Source organism: Vibrio sp. 1641, from assembly GCF_033339995.1.
GTDB lineage: Bacteria > Pseudomonadota > Gammaproteobacteria > Enterobacterales > Vibrionaceae > Vibrio > Vibrio alginolyticus.
In genome coordinates this window covers 282,732-304,957 of record NZ_JAWOVP010000004.1, presented here as the reverse complement: position 1 = coordinate 304,957, position 22,226 = coordinate 282,732, and the positions used below count along the sequence as shown (strand labels likewise).

General features: G+C 44.4%; 24 protein-coding genes. 9 read left to right on the top strand and 15 right to left on the bottom strand.

Going from position 1 to position 22,226, the window contains the following annotated elements:
• Positions 1-43 precede the first annotated feature (43 nt).
• The gene (locus R7Z47_RS11875; protein ID WP_005380277.1) at positions 44-277 is read right to left on the bottom strand and encodes a DUF2789 domain-containing protein; all 234 of its coding nucleotides are present in this window, start codon (positions 275-277) and stop codon (positions 44-46) included.
• A 187-nt stretch (positions 278-464) separates the two neighbouring features.
• Here R7Z47_RS11875 and R7Z47_RS11870 point away from each other — a divergent pair, with 187 nt between their 5' ends.
• Positions 465-1,682: a response regulator gene (locus tag R7Z47_RS11870; protein ID WP_005380276.1), complete on the top strand. Its 1,218-nt coding sequence runs from the start codon at positions 465-467 to the stop codon at positions 1,680-1,682.
• A gap of 158 nt (positions 1,683-1,840) precedes the next feature.
• Here R7Z47_RS11870 and nqrM read toward each other — a convergent pair whose 3' ends face one another.
• The 9 genes from nqrM to bolA form a co-directional block, all read right to left on the bottom strand.
• On the bottom strand, positions 1,841-2,074 hold the full coding sequence (gene nqrM, locus R7Z47_RS11865; protein ID WP_005380273.1) for a (Na+)-NQR maturation NqrM: 234 nt from the start codon (positions 2,072-2,074) through the stop codon (positions 1,841-1,843).
• 22 nt (positions 2,075-2,096) lie between these two features.
• Positions 2,097-3,101, bottom strand: coding sequence for an FAD:protein FMN transferase (locus R7Z47_RS11860; RefSeq protein WP_005380272.1), 1,005 nt, complete (start codon positions 3,099-3,101; stop codon positions 2,097-2,099).
• 157 nt (positions 3,102-3,258) lie between these two features.
• Positions 3,259-4,482: an NADH:ubiquinone reductase (Na(+)-transporting) subunit F gene (gene nqrF / locus R7Z47_RS11855; protein ID WP_005380271.1), complete on the bottom strand. Its 1,224-nt coding sequence runs from the start codon at positions 4,480-4,482 to the stop codon at positions 3,259-3,261.
• Positions 4,483-4,515: 33 nt separating this feature from the next.
• Positions 4,516-5,112 carry an NADH:ubiquinone reductase (Na(+)-transporting) subunit E gene (gene nqrE, locus R7Z47_RS11850; protein WP_005380270.1) on the bottom strand — a complete coding sequence of 199 codons (597 nt, stop codon included), beginning with the start codon at positions 5,110-5,112 and terminating at the stop codon, positions 4,516-4,518.
• A gap of 7 nt (positions 5,113-5,119) precedes the next feature.
• The gene (locus R7Z47_RS11845) at positions 5,120-5,752 is read right to left on the bottom strand and encodes an NADH:ubiquinone reductase (Na(+)-transporting) subunit D (protein WP_005380269.1); all 633 of its coding nucleotides are present in this window, start codon (positions 5,750-5,752) and stop codon (positions 5,120-5,122) included.
• Complete coding sequence (locus R7Z47_RS11840; RefSeq protein ID WP_005380267.1) at positions 5,752-6,522, bottom strand: Na(+)-translocating NADH-quinone reductase subunit C; 771 nt, start codon at positions 6,520-6,522, stop codon at positions 5,752-5,754. The genes R7Z47_RS11845 and R7Z47_RS11840 overlap by 1 nt, the downstream gene beginning before the upstream one ends.
• Positions 6,512-7,756 carry an NADH:ubiquinone reductase (Na(+)-transporting) subunit B gene (locus tag R7Z47_RS11835; protein ID WP_262606834.1) on the bottom strand — a complete coding sequence of 415 codons (1,245 nt, stop codon included), beginning with the start codon at positions 7,754-7,756 and terminating at the stop codon, positions 6,512-6,514. Before R7Z47_RS11835 ends, R7Z47_RS11840 begins: the two co-directional genes overlap by 11 nt.
• Before the next feature lie 5 nt (positions 7,757-7,761).
• Positions 7,762-9,102 (bottom strand): Na(+)-translocating NADH-quinone reductase subunit A, encoded by a 1,341-nt coding sequence (locus tag R7Z47_RS11830; protein WP_005380264.1) that lies wholly within the window; start codon positions 9,100-9,102, stop codon positions 7,762-7,764.
• 473 nt (positions 9,103-9,575) lie between these two features.
• Positions 9,576-9,884 (bottom strand): transcriptional regulator BolA, encoded by a 309-nt coding sequence (gene bolA, locus R7Z47_RS11825; RefSeq protein WP_005380262.1) that lies wholly within the window; start codon positions 9,882-9,884, stop codon positions 9,576-9,578.
• A 243-nt stretch (positions 9,885-10,127) separates the two neighbouring features.
• On the opposite strand from bolA, the gene R7Z47_RS11820 reads away from it, so the two are divergent.
• The 4 genes from R7Z47_RS11820 to R7Z47_RS11805 all read left to right on the top strand — a co-directional run bounded on the left by R7Z47_RS11820 (position 10,128) and on the right by R7Z47_RS11805 (position 13,853).
• A complete protein-coding gene (locus R7Z47_RS11820; protein WP_054728423.1) occupies positions 10,128-11,282 on the top strand; it encodes a methyltransferase in 1,155 nt (384 codons plus the stop codon).
• A gap of 32 nt (positions 11,283-11,314) precedes the next feature.
• Positions 11,315-11,884, top strand: a complete 570-nt coding sequence (locus tag R7Z47_RS11815) for a YajG family lipoprotein (protein ID WP_005380259.1) — start codon at positions 11,315-11,317, stop codon at positions 11,882-11,884.
• The gene (locus R7Z47_RS11810; protein ID WP_042521384.1) at positions 11,884-12,429 is read left to right on the top strand and encodes a peptidylprolyl isomerase; all 546 of its coding nucleotides are present in this window, start codon (positions 11,884-11,886) and stop codon (positions 12,427-12,429) included. The genes R7Z47_RS11815 and R7Z47_RS11810 overlap by 1 nt, the downstream gene beginning before the upstream one ends.
• 71 nt (positions 12,430-12,500) lie before the next feature.
• On the top strand, positions 12,501-13,853 hold the full coding sequence (locus R7Z47_RS11805) for an AmpG family muropeptide MFS transporter (RefSeq protein WP_169628584.1): 1,353 nt from the start codon (positions 12,501-12,503) through the stop codon (positions 13,851-13,853).
• 63 nt (positions 13,854-13,916) lie between these two features.
• Here the strand turns inward: R7Z47_RS11805 and R7Z47_RS11800 are convergent, their stop codons facing one another.
• Genes R7Z47_RS11800 through R7Z47_RS11785 form a run of 4 tightly spaced genes read right to left on the bottom strand, consistent with a single transcriptional unit; the run spans position 13,917 to position 17,153 of the window.
• Entirely contained in the window at positions 13,917-14,576 is a 660-nt protein-coding gene (locus tag R7Z47_RS11800) for a ChrR family anti-sigma-E factor (protein ID WP_005380256.1), read from the bottom strand.
• Complete coding sequence (locus R7Z47_RS11795; RefSeq protein WP_017636022.1) at positions 14,573-15,157, bottom strand: RNA polymerase sigma factor; 585 nt, start codon at positions 15,155-15,157, stop codon at positions 14,573-14,575. Before R7Z47_RS11795 ends, R7Z47_RS11800 begins: the two co-directional genes overlap by 4 nt.
• A 44-nt stretch (positions 15,158-15,201) precedes the next feature.
• The gene (locus R7Z47_RS11790) at positions 15,202-16,560 is read right to left on the bottom strand and encodes a DUF4397 domain-containing protein (protein ID WP_262606833.1); all 1,359 of its coding nucleotides are present in this window, start codon (positions 16,558-16,560) and stop codon (positions 15,202-15,204) included.
• Positions 16,557-17,153, bottom strand: coding sequence for an LON peptidase substrate-binding domain-containing protein (locus R7Z47_RS11785; RefSeq protein ID WP_017636020.1), 597 nt, complete (start codon positions 17,151-17,153; stop codon positions 16,557-16,559). The genes R7Z47_RS11790 and R7Z47_RS11785 overlap by 4 nt, the downstream gene beginning before the upstream one ends.
• Positions 17,154-17,476: 323 nt before the next feature.
• Between R7Z47_RS11785 and R7Z47_RS11780 the strand changes: the two genes are divergently transcribed.
• From R7Z47_RS11780 to csdA, 4 genes are all read left to right on the top strand, one after another.
• Positions 17,477-18,274 carry an outer membrane protein OmpK gene (locus tag R7Z47_RS11780; RefSeq protein ID WP_005385292.1) on the top strand — a complete coding sequence of 266 codons (798 nt, stop codon included), beginning with the start codon at positions 17,477-17,479 and terminating at the stop codon, positions 18,272-18,274.
• A gap of 108 nt (positions 18,275-18,382) precedes the next feature.
• The gene (gene panE / locus R7Z47_RS11775) at positions 18,383-19,273 is read left to right on the top strand and encodes a 2-dehydropantoate 2-reductase (RefSeq protein ID WP_054700518.1); all 891 of its coding nucleotides are present in this window, start codon (positions 18,383-18,385) and stop codon (positions 19,271-19,273) included.
• Positions 19,270-19,869, top strand: a complete 600-nt coding sequence (locus R7Z47_RS11770; protein ID WP_006742560.1) for a DJ-1 family glyoxalase III — start codon at positions 19,270-19,272, stop codon at positions 19,867-19,869. The genes panE and R7Z47_RS11770 overlap by 4 nt, the downstream gene beginning before the upstream one ends.
• Positions 19,869-21,080 (top strand): cysteine desulfurase CsdA, encoded by a 1,212-nt coding sequence (gene csdA, locus R7Z47_RS11765; protein WP_262606832.1) that lies wholly within the window; start codon positions 19,869-19,871, stop codon positions 21,078-21,080. The genes R7Z47_RS11770 and csdA overlap by 1 nt, the downstream gene beginning before the upstream one ends.
• A gap of 33 nt (positions 21,081-21,113) precedes the next feature.
• Here the strand turns inward: csdA and R7Z47_RS11760 are convergent, their stop codons facing one another.
• Entirely contained in the window at positions 21,114-22,034 is a 921-nt protein-coding gene (locus tag R7Z47_RS11760) for a GGDEF domain-containing protein (protein WP_054728419.1), read from the bottom strand.
• Positions 22,035-22,226: the final 192 nt, after the last annotated feature.

Genomic DNA, 22,226 nt, shown 5'->3' with positions numbered 1-22,226 from the left:
AATCAAATCTACCTGAAGAGAAATGGGCGTGTTTAAGCGAACGTCAATCTCGAAGCATTACGTCCAATTGATCGACTAATTCGGCCCAATCTGCATCTTCTTCGATGGCTTGTTTTAGAAAGTTCGCCTGTGACATCGTCCAAAAGCTAGCTTCATGTAAAGGCGCAGAATCTCTTTTGTGTCGATGTTGATTAATAAAATCTTTCATTTCTTGAGGAGAGCTACCGAGGCCCAGTTGTTGAAATAGCTCAGCCATACCATGTTGATGCATTTCCATACTACTTTCTCCCTACGTTAGCTAAACATAATTATATAACTAAGACAGGAATAATGATGTGATGTTAACGGATGCGTGTCAAACATTTGAGTAGTTGTTCTACTTTTGGTTGACATGTGTTTTTTGATGGCGATAAGTTTAATTTTAGTTATCATTGATTTTAAACAATTAATTTTGGGGACTGCGCTTGAGTAATAAGATTCTGGTTGTTGAAGATAGTCGTGCATTTAAAAACTTTCTTTGCCAAACAATAAGCCAAGCTGGTTATGAGGTCATCGCAGCGGAAAGCTACGCGGAGGCAAAGAACTTGTTATCTTCAGCACAGGACCTCTTCTGTGCGGTTTTAGACTATTGTTTACCGGATGCTCAAGATGGCGAGATTATTGACCTCGTTTTGGAACATGGTCATCGTGTCATTGTTTTAACGGCTCGATTTCAAGAAGACACTCGCGAAAAGATGCTTGCAAAAGGTGTCCTCGACTATATTTTGAAAGACAGCATGGCGTCCGTTTCCTATCTATTACCACTCCTCAAGCGACTAACCAACAATCAACAACACAAATGTTTAGTCGTTGATGATTCACACACCGTAAGAAGACACATTGCCCAACTTTTGGAGCATCAATATATTCAGACGTTGGAAGCTGACAATGGGCAAAAAGCCCTAGAGCTTGTCGAGCAAAATCCAGATATCACTCTCGTTTTAACCGACCATGATATGCCCGTTAAAGATGGCATTACTATGGTGCGTGAATTACGTCGGAAGTGGGATAAAAATCAATTAGCCATTCTCGGCTTGTCGGGTAGTAACTCTAAGACCATGACGGCTAGGTTTCTAAAAGCAGGGGCCAATGACTTTTTATACAAGCCATTTAATCAAGAAGAATTTTTTTGCCGTATTCACCAACTGTTAGATATCAAAGACGCAACATCTGAACTGTTTAAAATGGCAAATCAAGATGCGCTAACGGGCTTATGGAACCGCCGCTTTCTGTTTGAGCAACCCCATGTAGAAAACGCTCAAAGAAACATCGCGATGCTTGATATCGATTTCTTTAAGCAAGTAAATGATACACACGGACATGAGGGCGGCGATGCAGTGTTAGTCATGATAGCGAATATTCTAAAAATCTATTTTCCAAATGATATTGTCGCTAGGCTTGGTGGCGAGGAGTTTTGTATTCAAGCCAGTGGCGACTATGACGGCTTTCTAACACGCTTAGAACAAATGAGACAGCGCATAGAAAAAACGCCAATAACTTATTTGGACAAAAACATTCTTGTGACCGCGAGTATTGGTGTAAGCAACATCGAGGGGGAGCTGGAACAACAAATAAAAGTGGCGGATGAGCGACTTTACATGGCCAAAGAGAACGGACGTAACCAAATCATTTCTTCGTCCTAATGACTATCAGTGTGGTCTTGCTCTGTAACATGAGAGAAAGAAACAACAAAACACGGTATTGGGCTCTTTCTCGGACATCTGAGCTTTGGTTAGCTGCCTAAAAATAAAGCTCAGCAGAACGCTGAGCTTTATCACTTTCTTAGTACGATTAACCAATACTAAGCAATTCTATCTTTTTCCCACGCCGCCAATTTCTCAGCACGCGCAGCCTCGCGCGCTTCACGTTTTTTACGCGCATCGCAGGGTTCTGGACAATTACACACTTTTTCGATGCCAACTGCCCCTAAGCCACCACAGCTACCTTTCACGACTTTCTTTTGGAAAATGTATCCGACAGCCATTGCAGTGATTACCGCGACAAACACAGCAAAGGTAATTAGAAATGTATTCATAAAAACATGCTCACTTCTGTTGTTATTTCTTCATGAATGGCTTGTATGCTTCCGAAGCCAACTCTTTAAAACCATCTTCCGTTTTCACAATCATGAAAACAGGAATATTATTTTCGTTCGCAATTGCCATGCCTTTGTCTTCACCTAGCACCATAAGACCAGTTGCAAGACCATCAGCAGTCATCGACGATTTATCTAATACCGTTACAGACACCACTTTATGATGAATTGGTTTGCCTGTTCGTGGATTAATAATATGAGAGTATCTCACACCATTACTCTCAAAGTAATTACGATAGTCACCACTTGTTGCAATTGCCATGTCGCCTGGTTCAATAATTTCTTGAATTGAACGTTCATCAACGGTCGGTTTTTCAATTGCGATACGCCAAGGCACACCTTCACGATTGACACCTTTGAGACGCATTTCACCGCCAACTTCGACCATAAAGTTCTGTACCCCTTCAGATTGAAGGTAGTCAGCAACCACGTCAACCCCCCAACCTTTCGCAATCGTCGATAGGTCGACGTACAAGTTAGGAAGGTCTTTGGACAGTGTATTACCATCAACAGATAGGTGGTGAATACCGGTATTTGCTTTGCGAGCAGCGAGTTCTTCATCGGTTGGAACTACATCTGGACGAGCTTCTGGACCAAACCCCCACAGGTTAACTAGAGGGCCGACCGTCACATCCAATGCACCTAAAGTAAGACCGTTAAGGCGAATTGCTTCTTTCACTACCGTTGCAGTTTGTGTCGAAACTGTAAATGGCTCGCTCGTTTGATGCTGATTAAAACGACTTAACTCTGAGTCGTCACGATAGGTCGACATTTGGTCATTAACCTCTTCCAATAAGCGATCAATTTCTGTCTGCATCGCTTTTGGCGTTGGAATACCATCTTGCTCGATATACTTGATGTTGTAAGAAGTCCCCATGGTAGGGCCACTTAAATGAATTTGATCGGCAGGCTGCTCACAGCCAGCCAAAATCAATAGAGAAGCAAATGCAACAAGCCACTTTTTCACTTGTTAACTCCCAATGTTGTTGAATTGATATGGGAAATAGGATCAATCCTTTCAATCCGATTACCTATATCAACTGTTGAGTATCAGTTTTATGTCTATAAAAAATAATGGCTAGCTCTCTTGGAGAGCTAGCCATAGATTCAATCACTTGGAGGAATTAACCACCGAAGTCATCTAGTAGGATGTTTTCATCCTCTACACCTAGATCTTTTAGCATGCCGATTACAGCAGCGTTCATCATAGGTGGACCACACATGTAGTATTCACAGTCTTCTGGCGCTTCGTGATCACGTAGGTAGTTCTCGTAAAGAACGTTGTGAATAAAGCCAGTGTAACCATCCCAGTTATCTTCTGGAAGTGGATCAGACAGTGCACAGTGCCATACGAAGTTGTCATTCTCAGCTTGTAGCATATCGAAGTCTTCTACGTAGAACATTTCACGCTTAGAACGTGCGCCGTACCAGAAAGACATCTTACGCTTAGAGTGCAGACGCTTAAGTTGGTCGAAGATGTGTGAGCGCATTGGAGCCATACCAGCACCACCACCAACGAATACCATTTCTGCATCTGTATCTTTCGCAAAGAACTCACCAAATGGACCAGAAATAGTACACTTGTCGCCTTCTTTTAGAGACCAGATGTACGAAGACATGATGCCTGGTGGTACGTCTGGGTTGTTCGGCGGCGGAGTTGCGATACGAACGTTAAGCATGATGATACCGTGCTCTTCTGGGTAGTTAGCCATAGAGTATGCACGAATGGTCTCTTCATTAACTTTAGACTCGTAACGGAAAAGGTTGAACTTCTCCCAGTCTTCACGGTATTCCTCAGGAATATCGTAGTCTGCGTATTTCACGTGGTGAGCAGGAGCTTCAATCTGGATGTAACCACCAGCACGGAAAGGTACTGATTCGCCATCTGGAATTTGTAGCTTAAGCTCTTTGATGAATGTCGCTTTGTTATCGTTAGAGATAACAGTACATTCCCACTTCTTAACGCCGAAGATTTCTTCAGGAAGCTCGATATCCATGTCAGTTTTCATTGCAACCTGACACGCTAGACGCTCACCTTCACGCGCTTCACCTTTAGTAATATGGTCAAGCTCGGTTGGTAGGATGTCGCCACCACCTGATTTAACTTTTACGCGACACTGACCACATGAGCCACCGCCACCACAAGCAGAAGATACGAATACGCCAGCACCTGCTAGAGCACTCAGTAGCTTACCACCTGGTTGTGTAACGATCGCCAGAGAAGGGTCATCGTTCACAGAAATTGTAATGTCACCTGTTGGTACAAGCTTAGACTTAGCGAAAAGAATCACTAGTACTAGTGCTAGTACGATCAGAGTAAACATCACTACACCAAGAATAATGTCCATTGACTATTCCTTAATTGTTGCGGTTTACCCGACTTACAGTTGAACACCAGAGAAAGACATAAAGCCTAACGCCATAAGACCTACAGTGATAAATGTGATACCAAGACCACGTAGACCTGGAGGTACGTCAGAGTACTTCATCTTCTCACGGATACCTGCAAGAGCAACGATTGCTAGCATCCAGCCCACACCAGAGCCGAAACCGTAAACGATCGATTCAGCAAAGTTGTAGTCACGTTGTACCATGAAAGATACACCACCGAAGATTGCACAGTTTACTGTGATCAGCGGTAGGAAGATGCCTAGCGCGTTGTACAAAGGTGGGAAGAAACGGTCTAGGACCATCTCTAGAATCTGTACAAGTGCTGCAATTACACCGATAAAGGTGATGAAGTTTAGGAAGCTAAGGTCCACGCCCTCAACTAACGCGTTCTCTCTCAGAACTAGGTTGTATACCAGGTTGTTCACAGGAACAGCGATAGTCAGAACTACCACAACTGCAACACCTAGGCCGAAAGAGGTCTTAACCTTCTTAGATACGGCAAGGAAAGTACACATACCTAGGAAGAAAGACAGAGCCATGTTTTCGATGAAAATCGATTTAACTAACAGACTAATGTAATGTTCCATGACGTCCTTACTCCTTCGCTTCTACTTGTTCTGGTTTCAGAATACGGATTACCCAGATAAGGAAGCCGATTAGGAAGAATGCTGATGGTGCTAGTAGCATTAGGCCGTTAGGCTGGTACCAACCACCGTTGCTCACTAGAGGTAGAACTTCTAGACCAAATAGTTTGCCTGAGCCAAATAGCTCACGGAAGAAACCTACAGTGATAAGAACGAAGCCGTAACCTAGACCGTTACCAATACCGTCAATAAGAGATGGTACTGGCGCAGACTTCATTGCGAATGCTTCAGCACGACCCATTACGATACAGTTAGTGATAATCAGACCAACGAATACAGATAGCTGTTTAGAGATATCGTATAGGTAAGCTTTTAGCACTTGGTCTACCACGATTACTAACGATGCGATGATTGCCATCTGAACGATGATACGCACACTGTTAGGAATGTGGTTACGGATCAATGAAACAGAGAAGTTAGACAACGCAGTTACAAATGTTACCGCTAGTGTCATTACAAAAGCTGTTTCTAGTTTAGTTGTTACTGCAAGAGCAGAACATACACCAAGAACTTGTAGCGCGATTGGGTTGTTATCCAACACTGGCGCTAGGATGCTCTTTTTAACGTTTTGTGCACTAGACATTAGTTAAGTTCTCCGTCACGAACTTTTGCTAGGAAAGGACCAAAGCCCATATCACCTAACCAGAAGTCAAATGTGTGTTGAACACCATTACTAGTGAGCGTCGCTCCTGATAGGCCATCAACACCGTGCTCAGAACCTTGCGGTGCGCCGCCTTTCACGACCTTAATCGCTGGCTGGTGATCTTCATTGTACAATTTCTTGCCAATGAATTGATCGCGCCATGAAGGGTTCTCTACTTCACCACCAAGTCCAGGAGTTTCACCTTGCTCGTAGTAAGTAATAGCAGACACAGTGTTACCATCAGTTTCAACGGCTACAAAGGCATACATCATCGACCATAGTCCTTTACCGTGCATAGGCAGGATAACTTTTTGGACTTCATCTTGATCTTTTACAAGGTACACCACTGCTGTATTCGCGCGACGACGGATATCAGCTACATCTTCTTCTGGTGTCAATGCGATTGAACGTTCTGCATCTTTTGATGCTTCACGTTGATCGTACGTAGATGCATTACCCTCAGTAAAGTTACCTGTTTCAAGGTCTACTAGACGAGGTTCGATGTACTCAGCAAATAGCTCTGGTACTTTCTTACCGTTTGCGTCAATGCCTGCAACTTCAACGATCTTTGATTGCTTATCTAGGACAGCGTTAGCTTTTTGCTTATCACGCAGACCTACTGCTGCTGTTGATACGATGATTGAACAAACAAGGCTCAACCCGATAACAACACCCAGCGTCTTTTTAATGCTGTCGTTATTACTTGCCATAGCGTGCTAGTCTCCGCTTGATGTTCTTCTCAATCACTACATGGTCGAACAGAGGTGCGAATAGGTTCGCGAATAGAATCGCCAGCATCATACCTTCTGGGTACGCTGGGTTAACTACACGGATCATCACACACATTGCACCAATCAGGATGCCGTACCACCATTTACCTTTGCTAGTAAATGACGCTGATACTGGGTCCGTTGCCATGAAGAACATACCGAATGCAAAACCACCTAGAACTAGGTGCCAGTGCCATGGCATATTAAACATTGGATTAGTGTCAGAACCGATCACGTTAAACAGAGTCGATACTGCGATCATACCGATCATCACACCCGCAATGATGCGCCATGAAGCGATTCGCATGTAAACGATCATCGCTGCACCGATCATTAGAGCTAGAGTCGATACTTCACCAATAGAGCCAGGGATGTTACCGATGAACGCGTCCATCCAAGTGATAGGAGCGCCAGTTACTGTGTTAACTAGAGCACCGTTACCACCTTGAGCCCATTGGCTAAGAGCAGTTGCACCAGAGAAGCCGTCAGCTGCAGTCCATACTACGTCACCCGAAATTTGTGCTGGGTAAGCGAAGAATAGAAATGCACGACCTGCAAGTGCAGGGTTAAGGAAGTTACGACCTGTACCACCGAAGATCTCTTTTGCTACAACAACACCAAATGTGATACCTAGTGCCGCTTGCCATAGAGGTAGCGTTGGTGGAACGATAAGTGCGAATAAGATAGAAGTTACAAAGAAACCTTCGTTAACTTCGTGTTTACGCACCATACAGAACAACACTTCCCAGAAGCCACCAACAATAAATACTGTTGCGTAGATTGGCAGGAAGTAAGTCGCACCTAGTAGCATCTTACTGCCAACACCCGCTTCCGCACCGATAGTGCCGCCAAGCATTTCTGTTAGCCAGTAGTGCCAGTTACTTGCGATAACTGTCGCTAGTTGGTCACCAGCGTACATGTGGTTAAGTGCTGCAATAGCTTGGCCACCTGCGTTGTACATACCCCAGAACATTGCTGGGAATACCGCAAACCAAACCATGATCATGATACGTTTTAGGTCAACGCTATCACGAACGTGCGAGCTTTTATTTGTTACGATACCTGGGGTGTAAAAAACTGTTGCTACAGCTTCGTACAGGGCAAACCATTTTTCGTGTTTGCCACCAGGCTCAAAATGATGCTCGATGTCTTCAAGAAACTTTTTAAGAGCCATGAAAATTACCCTTCCTTCTCGATAGTATCTAGGCATTCACGAAGTAACGTACCGTACTCGTACTTACCTGGACATACAAAGGTACACAATGCTAGATCTTCTTCATCCAGTTCAAGCGCACCCAGTGCTTGAGCACTGTCTGTGTCGCCGGCACATAGATCACGAAGCAGCAAAGTAGGCTCCATATCTAGAGGCATTACGCGTTCGTAGTTGCCAATTGGAACCATTGAACGATCACTACCATTGGTCGTCGTTGTCATATTGAACAACTGACCTTTGAATACGTGACCAAGGAAAGAGCGAGTTACCGAGAACTTATTCTTACCAGGCATTGCCCAGCCAAATAGTTCTTTTTCACGGCCTTCACGTAATACAGAAACCTGTTGATGGTAACGGCCAAGGTATGCGTGTGGACCAGTTGCATGTGTACCTGTTAGTACTGAACCAGAGATCACACGAACTTCGCCAGGCATCAGCTCGTTATCTGTTAGGTCATCTAAGCTTGCACCCATTACGGTACGAACTAGACGAGGGTTATTCACAACTGGGCCAGCTAGAGACACAACACGATCTGTGCATAGCTCACCAGTTAGGAACAGCTTACCGAACGCGATAACGTCTTGGTAGTTGATGCTCCATGCCACATTCTCTGCATTTACTGGGTATAGGAAATGCATGTGGGTGCCAGCAAGACCTGCTGGGTGAGGGCCATCGAAGACGTGTTCTTCTACGTTAGACTGTGAAGAGCGTGGCAAGCTAGTGCCAGATTTACATACGTAAACCTTGCCTTCTGTCAGGGCTGAAAGAATGTCTAGACCAGCAATGAATGCTTCTTGTTGCTCATTAATGATCAACTCAGGCTTAGCTGCTAGTGGATTAGTATCCATTGCAGTTACGAAAATAGCCTTAGTAGAAGACTCGATTGCAGGAACCTTGCTAAACGGACGAGTACGTAAAGCGGTCCATAAGCCAGAGTCAACCAACTGAGTCTTGATCACTTCACGATCTAGACCTGAAAGTTGAGCGGCTTCGAACTTATCAAATGTCACCTGCTCTTCACCTGCCACTTCAATCACTACAGATTGAAGGACACGTTTAGCGCCACGGTTAACTTCGATCACTTTACCGGCTGCTGGTGCAGTAAATTTCACGCCTGGGTTCTTTTTATCTTCAAAAAGAACTTGCGCTTTTTTCACTTCATCACCAACGCGGACATGCATGGTAGGTCGCATGCCAACGTACTCTTCGCCAAGCAAGGCGACTTTTTTGATGGTCTTACCATCATTAATCACCTGGGATGGAGTTCCTGCGATAGGAAGATCCAAGCCCTTCTTTATTGTAATCATACGCACTTGCACTACTTTTATCGGGAAAAAGATTCTTTTGATTGCGTAACTTTTAGACACGACATCAGTGTCCGGTTTTGATGTTGTTTTAAACATCAAAATCGCAACATCCTATTAAAAATCTCGTCACAAGGAATACGCGAGATTTATCAGGTGCCGTAGTCTAGCATTTTTTAGGAACTTGATGCCATGATCAATCATTAGAATAGAGGGGTTATTTCGGTAGAATCAGGTCTAAAAGGTCAAAGAATAGTCATAACTTTGACCCATCGCACAAATGCCATATTCCATACATATCTTATGGAAAAGTGATATTCATCGCCTGAAATATTCTGCAATTTCCATTCATTTGTTGAAACACTGTTAACACATTTTTTAACCAGAATTTGTGCCACGTTAACGTCCCTAAAGAATGTAAAACGAAAAAAGATGGCCTTAAGCCACCTTTCTCTGCACCTTTATATCTTGCGTTTTTAGTGACCGCCACCCATACACATCGGGCTATCAGGGGCGCCATCTTGTTCACGCTTCCACTCTTCATCAGTGTATGTATGAATAGCTAATGCATGAATGTGGTTATCCAGTTCATCTGCCAAAATTTGATGAACTTGACGATGGCGCCCAATCAAACGCTGTCCCGCGAACGAATCACTCACAACAATCACTTTGAAATGACTCTCTGAGCCTGGTGGCACATTATGCATGTAGCTCTCATTAATGACTTTGAGATAGCTGGGTTGCAGCTCACTGTGTAGTTTCTTCTCTATGATTTCTTGGATCATATTCGTTCCTCATTGATGCGAATTCCATAAGTATATACCTAAGTAAAGCAGACATGCATCACTCAAACGTCACTCTCATTATTGACGCACTTTGTAGACATATTGTCTCAAGGCGCTCGACTCCATGAACATGCCTAGAGAGCAGTCATCACTGAACTCGTAAAATTTTACAGCTTTTTGTATCTCGACACGTCATCATTTGCGACAATAACACTTAATTTCTAAATCAACTTACATTTAGCTATGAAAACCGAACTGAACCTTCACGAGCGAAGCTTAACACTTCATCGTTTCCCAAAACGTAGTAACGAAACGCTACAAGCGTGGGATGCCGGTGATGAGTATCTTATTAATCATGTTGAAGAGCTTGCTTTGCCAGACAATCAAAACATCCTCGTGATTAATGACAGCTTTGGTGCCCTCTCCTGCTGGTTTTCGGAAAAGCACCATGTAACGCTAATGAGTGATTCATTCATCTCACATAAAGGTGCACAGCAAAATCTCGAGCAAAACCAGTGCAATAAAGTAGCGTTTGCCACCACGATGGACCTCGTTCCTGCCAATATTGATCTCGTCTTGCTGCAACTGCCCAAAAGTAACCGCCATCTAGTGTGGATACTAAGCCAATTAAGAAAGGCGCTACCGGCTTCCTGCCCCGTCATTGCAGTCAATAAAGCGAAAGACATTCATACTTCGACGCTAAAACTGTTTGAAAAATACTTAGGCGAAACAAAAACATCTTTGGCCTGGAAAAAGCACAGATTGGTGTTTTCTCAAGCAACAGTTGAGCCTCCGATTGAAGTGATGCCTTTCACGACTTGGCGCGTTGATGGCGAAGATATCGAACTCAAGAACATGCCAAATGTCTATTCAGGAGAAAGTTTAGATTTAGGTGCACGCTTTATGCTGCAGCACCTGCCTCAAGACCCTTCGATAGACAATGTCATCGACCTCGGCTGCGGCAATGGTGTTCTGTCTGTTAAATTTGGTCAGTTGAATCCAAATGCTCGGCTAACATGTGTTGATGAAAGTTTTATGGCGCTTGAATCAGCAAAACAGAACCTACGCGACAACCTTGGTGAAAATAGAGACATACAGTGCATAGCGAACAATTGCTTGGACGGTTTTAAACACAGCAGCAGCTCTATGGTTATGTGTAATCCACCGTTTCATCAACAACAGGCAATCACCGATCATATTGCTTGGCAAATGTTCTGCGATGCTAAACAAGTATTAAGTGAAAATGGCCGTTTACTGGTTATCGGAAATCGTCACCTCGGGTACGACGCAAAACTCAAACGTCTGTTTGGCGATAAAAATGTGAAACTTATCGCTTCCAACAATAAGTTTGTGATTTTACAGGCTACAAAAAATCCTGCTAAATTAAGCGCAATATAAGCTTTAGCAAAATAGTTAAAAGGAATAATAAAATGAGAAAATTGGTACTTGCGGCTTCGGTTGCGTTGCTTGCTGCGTGTTCAGCCCCTCAACAACCTCAGCTGAACCTGATGCCAGAAAGCACATTGAGCACCAATCCAATTGTTCAAGGCAAGACTTACAGTTTGACCAGCAAAGATGTACGTGCAGCGCAGTACGTGGCGTTGGTGGATAACGGCCGTTCGAACATTCTTCCTCTTCATGCTAAACAGAATTTACGTATTGCGTTAGAAGAAGCATTAGAGAAGCAATTCTCATCTCAAGGTTTCCATGCGGATCTAAACAGCAACAACGCGATTGAATTGAGCGTTCAAGAAGCGTTGGTCAACGTGAAGCATTCGGTGATGGAAAATGAGATGGACGCTAAAGTTGTGCTGGAAATCACAGCAGAGACACCTGAGGGCAAGCTCGTCAAAACTTATACAGGTACAGCAAAGCGCTCTGGCACATTGAGTGCTTCTGATGCCGATATTGAAGAGACATTGAATGATGTGGTGACATTGACGCTTAAAGAGATTGCCAATGACCCTGAGCTTCGTCAATACATGCAGGAGCGTTTCTAATGTTACGCAAAGCGATTCTGTCTTTAGCATTACTCAGCTGCAGCGTTTGGGCTGGGCCAAAAGTAGCGTTTGAAACGACCCTTGGTTCATTTACGGTTGAGTTAAACGAAGAGAAAGCACCTATCACTGTCGCTAATTTTCTGAAATATGTAGAAGATGGGAGCTACGAAGGTACTATTTTTCATCGTATTATCCCAGGCTTTATGGCGCAAGGTGGCGGCTTTAACCAAGATATGCAGATGGTGAAAACATACGCGCCAATCAAAAACGAAGGAAATAATGGTCTAAACAATGACCGTGCTACCATCGCCATGGCACGAACTAATGCACCAAACTCTGCAACTCGTCAGTTTTTCGTCAACTTAGTCGACAATGACTTTCTCAACTATGGCGCTCGACCACCAGGTTATGCTGTATTTGGTGAGGTTACTGAGGGGTTCGACGTTATCCAGAAAATGGCTCAGCAGCCGACCACGACAGTAGGCCGAATGCGTGATGTACCAGAGACGCAAATCGTCATCACCAAAACTACACTACTTAAATAGCCAAAACGATAAGCCCTTTGAATAATCGAAGGGCTTTCTCTTTCAACGGCTTCATTTTATTGGATTGATTTATGTCTTCATTACCTTCCATCACTTGGTTGGAAACGGTAAAAAGTTACCTCGATAAACGACTCATGTGGGTTTTCATGCTGGGCTGCTCTAGCGGCTTTCCGTGGGTTCTTATCGGTTCAAACATGTCAGGTTGGCTAAAAGATGCCGGCTTGACCCTCTCCGCAATTGGCTATTTTGGTAGCGTTTTTGCGGTCTATGCGATCAACTTCCTGTGGGCACCTCTGGTTGACCGCGTGAAGCTGCCAGTCCTCTTTAGACTACTGGGGCAAAGACGTAGCTGGATTTTCTTTTGTCAAAGTATCGTACTCGTCGCTACCCTATTTATTGCCGGCGTAAATCCAGCGGAAAACTTGGTGTTTGCGTCACTACTCGCCTTGTGTATTGCAACGGCTTCAGCGACACAAGACATCGCAATTGATGCTTTTCGTATTGATACTTTCCCAAAGTCAGAAGAGTCTAAACTGCCTCAAGCTTCTGCAATGGCGGTCATTGGCTGGTGGACAGGTTATTCACTACCGGGTTATTTAGCGTTTGTTAATGCTGACAGTGTCGGTTGGAATGGTGTGTATTACGGGATGGCGGTGATAGTCGGCATTCTAATGGTCTTTACGATTTTAGTCGGTGAACCGAAGACTCAACGCGAACAACTTCAGTCTGCCGCTGAACAACGACACAAAGAAGTGGTTGGTTCAAAAGTCGTAGCTTGGTTTACCGTGACTGTTGTAGAACCTTTCCTTGATTTCTTTAATCGCAATGGCGTCCGTGTCGCGATTACTCTGTTGCTGTTCGTTTTCCTATTTAAAATTGGCGAAGCGTTTTTGGGCAGGATGTCGATCGCGTTCTATAAAGATATTGGTTTTAGCAATGAACAAATTGGCTATTACTCCAAACTGATCGGTTGGGGAGCCACCATCTTCTTTACTTTTGTCGGAAGCATGTTCAACGTTAGGTTTGGTATTGTACGTGGATTAATGATCGGCGGTATTGCTATGTCTGCCAGTAACTTGATGTTTGCTTTGATTGCTTCGGTAGGCCCAAACGAGCACTTGTACTTAGCCACGATTATTGTCGATAACTTTACGACTGCTTTCTCAACTGTCGCTTTTGTTTCATTTTTGACGATTCTAACCGGGCAAGCATTTTCGGCAACTCAGTATGCGTTGCTTGCCTCTCTAGGAAACTTCGGACGGACGACTCTTGCTTCTTTCAGTGGCGAGCTAGTGGATTATCTTAATGATTGGAGCACATTCTTCGTGCTTACCGCTGTCATGGTCGTGCCAAGCTTGATTATGTTGTACTCGCTACGACATTACTTTGATGCTCTATTGGAAAAAGCACGTCACAAACATTAACGAAACATATAAAAAACCACCGAATTCGGTGGTTTTTGTTTTGCGAGATATAAGATAAGAGGTCTATGGGTATAACCCTTTACCAAACATATTAAATATACGTGCCACGCCTTGAGTAAAGATCATCGGCTCAGTCAATACGGTTAAACACAAGCAGTCTTCTCCGGCCTTAGTGTAAGGGCTGTGCTTCACTGATGCGTCTCTAATCATCAAATCGCCTTCTTCATATTGGCCATCCTCGTCACTAAATCCACCATGTAGGATCAATGTAGACTCCAGGCCTTTGTGCGTATGTTGAGGAATTTGCACATCTTCCCCGATGTACATTAAGCTGACACGAGCGTCTTCCCCTAGGTCAATCTGAGCACTGAAAACCTTGCCTCCGTAACTTCTCCATGACCCTACGAGGTCAGAGAAACGCGCTAGAGTTTTAGGAAGAGCGAAACTTTTTCCTGCCACATTAACAGCAGCAGAGTCGCGGATCACGATATTATCAGTCGCTGGCTCCGCGTTGATGATGTCATTGAACATGTCGTCAAATTCAGAAACATACTCAGAAGGTATGTCACTTACGATGTTCGCTTGACTTGCTTCGACTTGGTTCACATAAGCTCGGCACTTGGTGCATGTTTCTAAATGGGTTGCGACCACAAGACCAGAAACTGCATCAATGCTTCCCGAAGCGTATGCTTCTAACAAGCTGTTATCTGGGTGTTTATTCATAGTTGCTCCGTATGCATTGAATGCCTTAGCTTTTCTACTGCAAGCCTCAGCCTGGATTTTACGGTACCGAGGGGTATATCAAATAATTCCGCGACCTGTTGATGAGGTAACTCTTCAAGATATACCGCTTGTAAAACATCTCTCTGGTTTTTCGGTAATATATCTAAAAACTTAACCACCTGTTCTTTCAACATATCTTGTTCTGGTGAATAGTGATCAACAAGATCAGGTGGATAATACTCTGACGGCCAAATGTCATCAGAATGAATGTGTAATTCCTTACCTTTCTGTTTTCTCAGCAGATCAAAACAAAGGTTTCGGATTATGGTATATATCCAAGTCGATAACGCGCTCTTTTCACCATCATAGAGGTGCGCTTTCTGCCAAACTGTCGCCATGGTCTCTTGCACCATCTCCATAGCAACTTGCTCATTACCAACATGTTTGTAAGCGAATTGCTTCAGCTTGGGTGCGTAAAAACGGAATACAAAAGCGAACGCATCTTTGTCTCGATCCTTCACTTTATCCATGTAATCGTTCCAATCACTGCGCCCCAGTTTTTTCGGGCTATCACTCATCATAATCGGCCTTAATTTGTGGGAGGAGTCTCCTCCTCCCATTCGTCCTAATCGGTCACGTCATCGACCAACAAGTTGAAACCACCGTTGTTCCCATCATCAATGGCAACGACTTGGTACACAACACCGTTCATTACATTGACTGGTGCTGAGTCAACCGCAACAATACTTGGGTTACCAGCCACTGTTACCGTTACATAATATGTACCTTCAGCGACATATAATCCTTGTACGCTATTTTTATACGCAAAATTAGCAATAGTTGGATCACTTCCATCTATTCCTGCACTCGTAGTGAGGTAAATATCCACCATTTCCACTATAGGATTAGCCGCCGCGTGTGTCACATTCAATGTCGCGCTAGTCGCCACAGCGCGTCTCATATCTTCAACAACCAGAGCTTCGATATCAATCGCTGGGCTAACAACACCGACTGCATAAACACTGTAATCCATTCCACCTGCAACCATTAACCCGTCAACATCTATGATCGGATTGGTTGTTGTGCCATCCACGTAAACGTCAATATCGTAAGCGCCAGCAGCAAGATCCAAATAACCACGAATCTCTTTGAACGCTAAGTCGGCAAGAGGAGCGAAGGCCGCCCCGTTAACGTTAACATCGACGACTGGCGCTCCATCGACAAGGTGTCCGACTCTTACTTCAGCTTGGCTGCCCATATCTTCAATTATAGAAGAGCCCGAACCGTCCAACACCAAGAGTTTGACAGGTGACGTGCTATTCGAATCTCCTGTGCCGATAGCGGCAATCGTCAAGTTGGAGTTAGCCGCAAGAGATACTTTGCCCGAGTCAAAAGCAACGCTGTCTCCTACGGCAAGTCGAACTTGATACTCACCAGCTGGGATGTTCAATACGTCGGTAGAAGCTTTGTAAGCAAGGTTAGTTATTGGAGTCGCGCTAGCAAGAGCAACACCTGGCTCAGTGACATAAAGATCAACAGCAGGAACGCCTGAAGCTGCATGAACAACTTGAACATCTAGACTATTGGCATCAGCCATTGAATCGGCGCTGCGAGTCACAACTAAAGGCTCAACTGGGTTTGGCGAACCATCGGCATCGCCAACAACGAACACGTTATAATTGAGGTCGGAATCAAGATCTAGTTCTGTTTTAGGTATTACGGTCGCGGTTTCATTACCTGGGAGCTGAACATCGACCTGAATCGAATTCATCCCCTCTCGCAATTTAACGTAGCCAGATCCCACACCATAATCAACATTCGTTAATGATGGTTTATCGTTGATCCACACATTTGCAAGCGGCGCATCAGAAGACGCGTGCACTGCTTGTAAATTGGAATACTCGATAGTGTCACTGTCGGAGCCACACGCCGCCAGTCCTAATGTCGCAACAATAGTTAGCGCAGCTTTATTAAATCCTTTCATATCCTTGCCTCTTTGTTAGTCGGGGCTTCTATGGCTTCTGTCAGAAATTGCAACGCAGGAATACAGTCCTCTGCGCCGACTAGCTGTTCGAACAGATTGCAGTCTAGGGGTAGTAACTCAAGCCAACGCTGAGTAACCCAAGCAGAGTCATCGTAAAAACGATGCTGGTAGAGGCTTCCAAGTTGAGGAAACTCTTCATAAACATGGGATAACTGCTGGCTTAAAAAGAAGAAATCTGGTGAGTTGTCTAGATGTTGCCAATTGTCTAACCATTCAACCTCTGCATGACGTAAGCCATCCGCATCTGCACGGACGCGTTTGACAACAAAGCGTTGCTCACCAGCAACTGTAATACCAAGAAGGCCATCACTGAGTGTTTCAAAATCAACGATCCTGACCAAAGTTCCGATAGATGAAACGTTACCCACGTCTTTAGGGTCACCTTCACTTCCTACTAGGCAAACTCCAAAGCCCACATTTTGTAGGCTGCATTCCTTTACCATTCGCTTATATCGTGGCTCAAAAATGCGCAGATTCATTTTACCTTCAGGGAGTACAACTGAAGTGAGTGGGAATAACATGACTTCTTTCATTCAAACGTCCTCTTTGATTCACGGATACATACGAATCCCTTATCACTCCGATCACTAACGATTTATGTTGGTTAATCGACTGGCTTAAAAAGTCATAAAATCGCTCACGCAAACGATCCAAATCACACATTTATTGCAATAAAATGCAACAAACAAAAAGTTCCGTAAATAAAGATAATTTCGTGATGCAACTCACCAAAAACGTTTCATTTTGCACCCTTTATCACTTTCATTTGGGATTTTTATCGCTATTATTCCCGCCAATTGGAAAGCGCAGCACAGATTGCGTGTTCTGAATCATTACAAACATAGAGAGTCCCCTTATGCGTAAATCACTTTTAGCTCTTAGCCTTCTAGCGGCTACTTCAGCTCCAGTTATGGCGGCAGATTACTCTGACGGCGATATTCACAAAAACGATTACAAGTGGATGCAATTTAACCTAATGGGTGCATTTGACGAACTTCCAGGTGAGTCTTCACACGACTACCTAGAAATGGAATTCGGCGGCCGCTCTGGTATCTTCGACCTTTACGGCTACGTTGATGTATTCAACCTAACTTCTGATCCAGGTAGCGACAAAGCTGGCGCAGAGAAGATCTTTATGAAATTCGCTCCACGTATGTCTCTAGATGCGGTAACTGGTAAAGACCTATCTTTCGGTCCAGTTCAAGAGCTATACGTTGCAACTCTAATCGAGTGGGGTGGTAACTCTGGTGTTAACTCTCAAAAAATCGGTCTAGGTTCTGACGTAATGGTTCCTTGGTTTGGTAAAGTTGGTGTTAACCTATACGGCACTTACGACGGCAACAAAAAGGATTGGAACGGTTTCCAAATCTCGACTAACTGGTTCAAACCATTCTACTTCTTCGAGAACGGTTCATTCATTTCTTACCAAGGCTACATCGATTACCAATTCGGTATGGATGATGATGCTGGTAACAAGTTTGGTTCAACCGCGTCAAACGGTGGTGCAATGTTCAACGGTATCTACTGGCACTCAGACCGCTTCGCAGTGGGTTACGGTCTAAAAGGTTACAAAGACGTGTACGGTATCAAAGATACTGATGGGTTCAAGTCAACTGGCTTTGGCCACTACCTTGCTGTAACTTACAAGTTCTAATTGAACCACTAAGTTTGCTCAAAAATGGCGCCTTTCGGCGCCATTTTTATTTGCTTTCCTTTTTTCCCTCATTATCCTTGCAGCAAACCTTTTTAATGAGAGCGTTTGGTGAATATCCTTATCCTCGGTCCAGGTGCGGTGGGCTCACTCTGGGCAACAAAATTTAAGCTTGCCGGGCACAATGTTTCATTGTGGGGAAGAAGTTCTGAAAGCCAACAATCACTTCAGTTGGATGACACACCCGCAATCGTATTCAGTAATCAAGATATTTCCTCCGTAAATAAAGCAGATCTCATTTTGATCACGGTAAAAGCTTGGCAAGTGGAAGACGCCATTCAGCTTTTGCTTCCTCATATCAATACAGACACGATTATCATGCTGATGCACAATGGTATGGGTACTGCCTCTGGCGTGGAGAAGGTTGTGCCAAACAATCCGATAGTGCTCGCAACAACGACGCACGGCGCATACAAACCAGATAACCAACACGTATTGCATACCGGTCACGGAACAACGCAAGCGGGTGGTTATAATGACAAAGGAATGCAGTGCACTTTTCTGCAAGATGTTATGCATCATGCTCTTCCAGAGGTCATTTGGAATCCACACATCCAATCTGCGTTATGGACTAAGTTAGCGATCAACTGCGCGATTAACCCACTGACTGCGATTCTCCAGTGTAAGAATGGTGAACTTGCGAAGCCCGAGTTTAAGATACAACTCGAAAGCATCACTCAAGAACTGGTTGAAGTAATGAGTAAAGAAGGTATTGCTATCGAGTTTCGCTCTCTTTTCGATACGGTAATGCAAGTGGTGAACGCCACAGCTGAGAACTATTCTTCAATGAGACAAGACGTATTCCATCAGCGTCGAACGGAAATTGATTTTATAACCGGATACTTGTTAAAGGCTGCCAAGAAACATCGCATCAATACGCCTGAGAATTTAAAACTTTACCAACGCATCAAACAAATAGAACAAAGCTGGACAGAACAATGAGTAAGAAAATCTTAGTGCCAATCGCTCCAGGCACCGAAGAAATGGAAGCCGTCACCGTCATCGACATGATGGTTCGCGCGGGTTATGACGTTACAGTAGCGAGTGCTGCTTTTGATGGCTCATTAACGATGAAAGCTTCTCGCGGAGTCACATTAACGGCAGATTGTAAGCTGGTCGATATCGCTGATGATGAGTTTGATGCCATAGCACTGTCTGGTGGTGTTGGTGGTGCAGAAATTTTCCGTGATAGTACGGTGATGATAGAAATCCTTAAGCAGCACATCTATGAGGGAAAATTGGTCGCTGCTATCTGCGCAGCGCCAGCGTTGGTATTGCAACACCATGATCTTTTCCCACAATCACTGATGACCTGTCACCCGAGCTTTCAGTCACATATCCCGGAAGAGAAGTGGCGCAGCAAACGCGTGACCTTTGATATCAACCACAACCTGATCACTAGTCAAGGTCCGGGTACAGCTTTAGAGTTCGCGATGGAAGTAATCATTCAACTCTCAGGTAAAAAACACGCATGGTCAGTTGCTGAACCAATGATCCCTCTGCCTACTCTGCACTACCACAAGCTTGGTGAAGAATAATGTTTGACGTAAATGCTGTACGCGAGCAATTTCCTGCTCTAAACCAATCCGTCAACGATACGCCCTTAGTGTATCTAGATAGCGCAGCGACAACGCAAAAACCGCAATGTGTGATTGATGTCATCAGTCATTACTACAGTGCGCAAAATGCCAATGTTCACCGTGGCAGCCATAGTTTAACGGCTAATGCCACCAGCCAATTTGAAGCGGCACGAGAACGAGTGGCAAGCTTTATTGGTGCAAACAGCTCTAAAGAGATCATTTGGACACGGGGCGCAACCGAAGCACTGAACTTAATTGCTCAAACCTACGCCCGTAGCACGTTACAACCAGGTGATGAGATCTTGATTAGCGAGATGGAGCACCACGCCAACATCGTGCCCTGGCAAATCGTGGCAGAGCAAACGGGTGCTAAAGTCATTAAAGTTCCGATGACATCAGATTGCCAGTTCGACATCAGTGCATTTGAGGCGCTTCTGTCTGACCGCTGTAAAATTGTTGCTTGCGCGCAAATAACCAACGTAACAGGCACACGCCAACCTATAGAAAAAATCACTGAACTGGCGCACAACGTTGGCGCGGTTATTGTAGTTGATGGCGCGCAAGGCATCGTACATGAGCAACTTGATTTATCGGCATCAGATATCGATTTCTACGTTTTCTCAGGTCACAAACTTTATGCACCAGCAGGCATTGGGGTTTTATACGGCAAGCTTGAACTTTTGGAAGCCATGCCTCCATGGCACGGCGGCGGTAAAATGGTTGAACGCGTTTCTTTCGAGAAAACGACGTTTTCTGCACTTCCTGGTAAATTTGAAGCGGGCACACCAAACGTTGCGGGCGCAATTGCTCTAGCGAAAGCCATTGAGTGGTACCAAGGTTTTGACCATCACGAAGTAGAGGATCATCTCCATGCGCTTCAGGATAAGGCCTACCAAGCACTAAGCGCGTTGGATGACATCCATATTCTAGGCTATCAGCTGAATGCCTCTGTACTGACGTTCGTCATGGACGGCGTTCATCACCAAGACATGGCGACGCTGCTCGATCAACAAGGCATTGCGGTACGAGCAGGACACCACTGCGCTCACCCATTGATGGATGCGCTAAACGTTAAAGGCACGGTACGCGTTTCTTTTGGTATTTATAACACGGCTGAAGATGTGGATAGACTCATCGCCGCCGTAGAAAAAGCCGTCGACATGCTATAACGCCAACAGTTTGATTTGGAGTAACCAACAAGGTTACTCCATCTGCCTATCCAGAGTCGCCACGCAATTTCTGCCATTTCTTTTCGCAGCATAAAGCGCTTTATCTGCATGCGCATACAAACGTTTGGTGGTTTCATTTCTGCCTATTTCCACCACGCCTACACTCACCGTGACCGGAATTTCAATCTTTTCAAATTCGAACTGACAATTTTGAATGTGGGAACGTACTTCCTCTCCTACCTCTTTCGCCGCCGACAGAGAAGTTTCTGGCAAAATAATCGCAAACTCCTCCCCTCCGACTCTTGCAAAAATTTCGTCTTTGACGAGTAAGTGAGAAACCAAATCAGCTAAGGTCTCTAAGACATAATCCCCCGCATCATGACCACGTTTATCATTGATGACTTTAAAAAAGTCCAAATCAAACAATAACAACGCGGAGTGATAGTTCGGCTCTTGAGCTTTAATGACCTCTTCTGTGAGCTTTTCGAAAAAGACACGTCGATTGTAGATGTTGGTAAGAGCATCAATTTGGCTTTGATGGCGAAGAAGGGTTTCAACTCGGTGGCGATTGGAGATGTTGCGTGTAAGAATAAGGACAACGCGACGACCTCGGTATTTTATAGCGAGTGGGCAGATCTTGCCTTCGTAGTATAGGTCGCCTCTTGGCCCACTGTTAGCATCTATTCCCTGAATGCTGTCGGCGCACATCTTGTACTCGACCGTCACAATACTGTCTTGTTTCAGTGATCGATTGATCTGCTCGATAAACCAGTCAGCTTTATCTTTCTCGAGTACGCTGTGCAGCGTCTCACCTATCAAATTGCTTCCATCGTGATAGGCTTTTTTATCTGTTCCTCCAAAAACATCAATATAGATACCATCTTCACTCAGAATAAAAGTGGGGTCTGGCATTCCGGATAACACGTCTTGCGCATGTTCCAAGGTGAATTGCATATAGGGAGGTTCCTAGCATTTGTATCTAAGTAACCCAATCGCTTCCAAGTGTGTTTCCACATTGGGGAATAGGAGCGAGTGGGGCATATGTCTATTATCTAATATAGACAAATTTTAAATACAATTGAGTTTATAAAAACCAAGTGGGCAATATAATGAACCAGGATCAATAGAATGGTTAATTAACGCTAA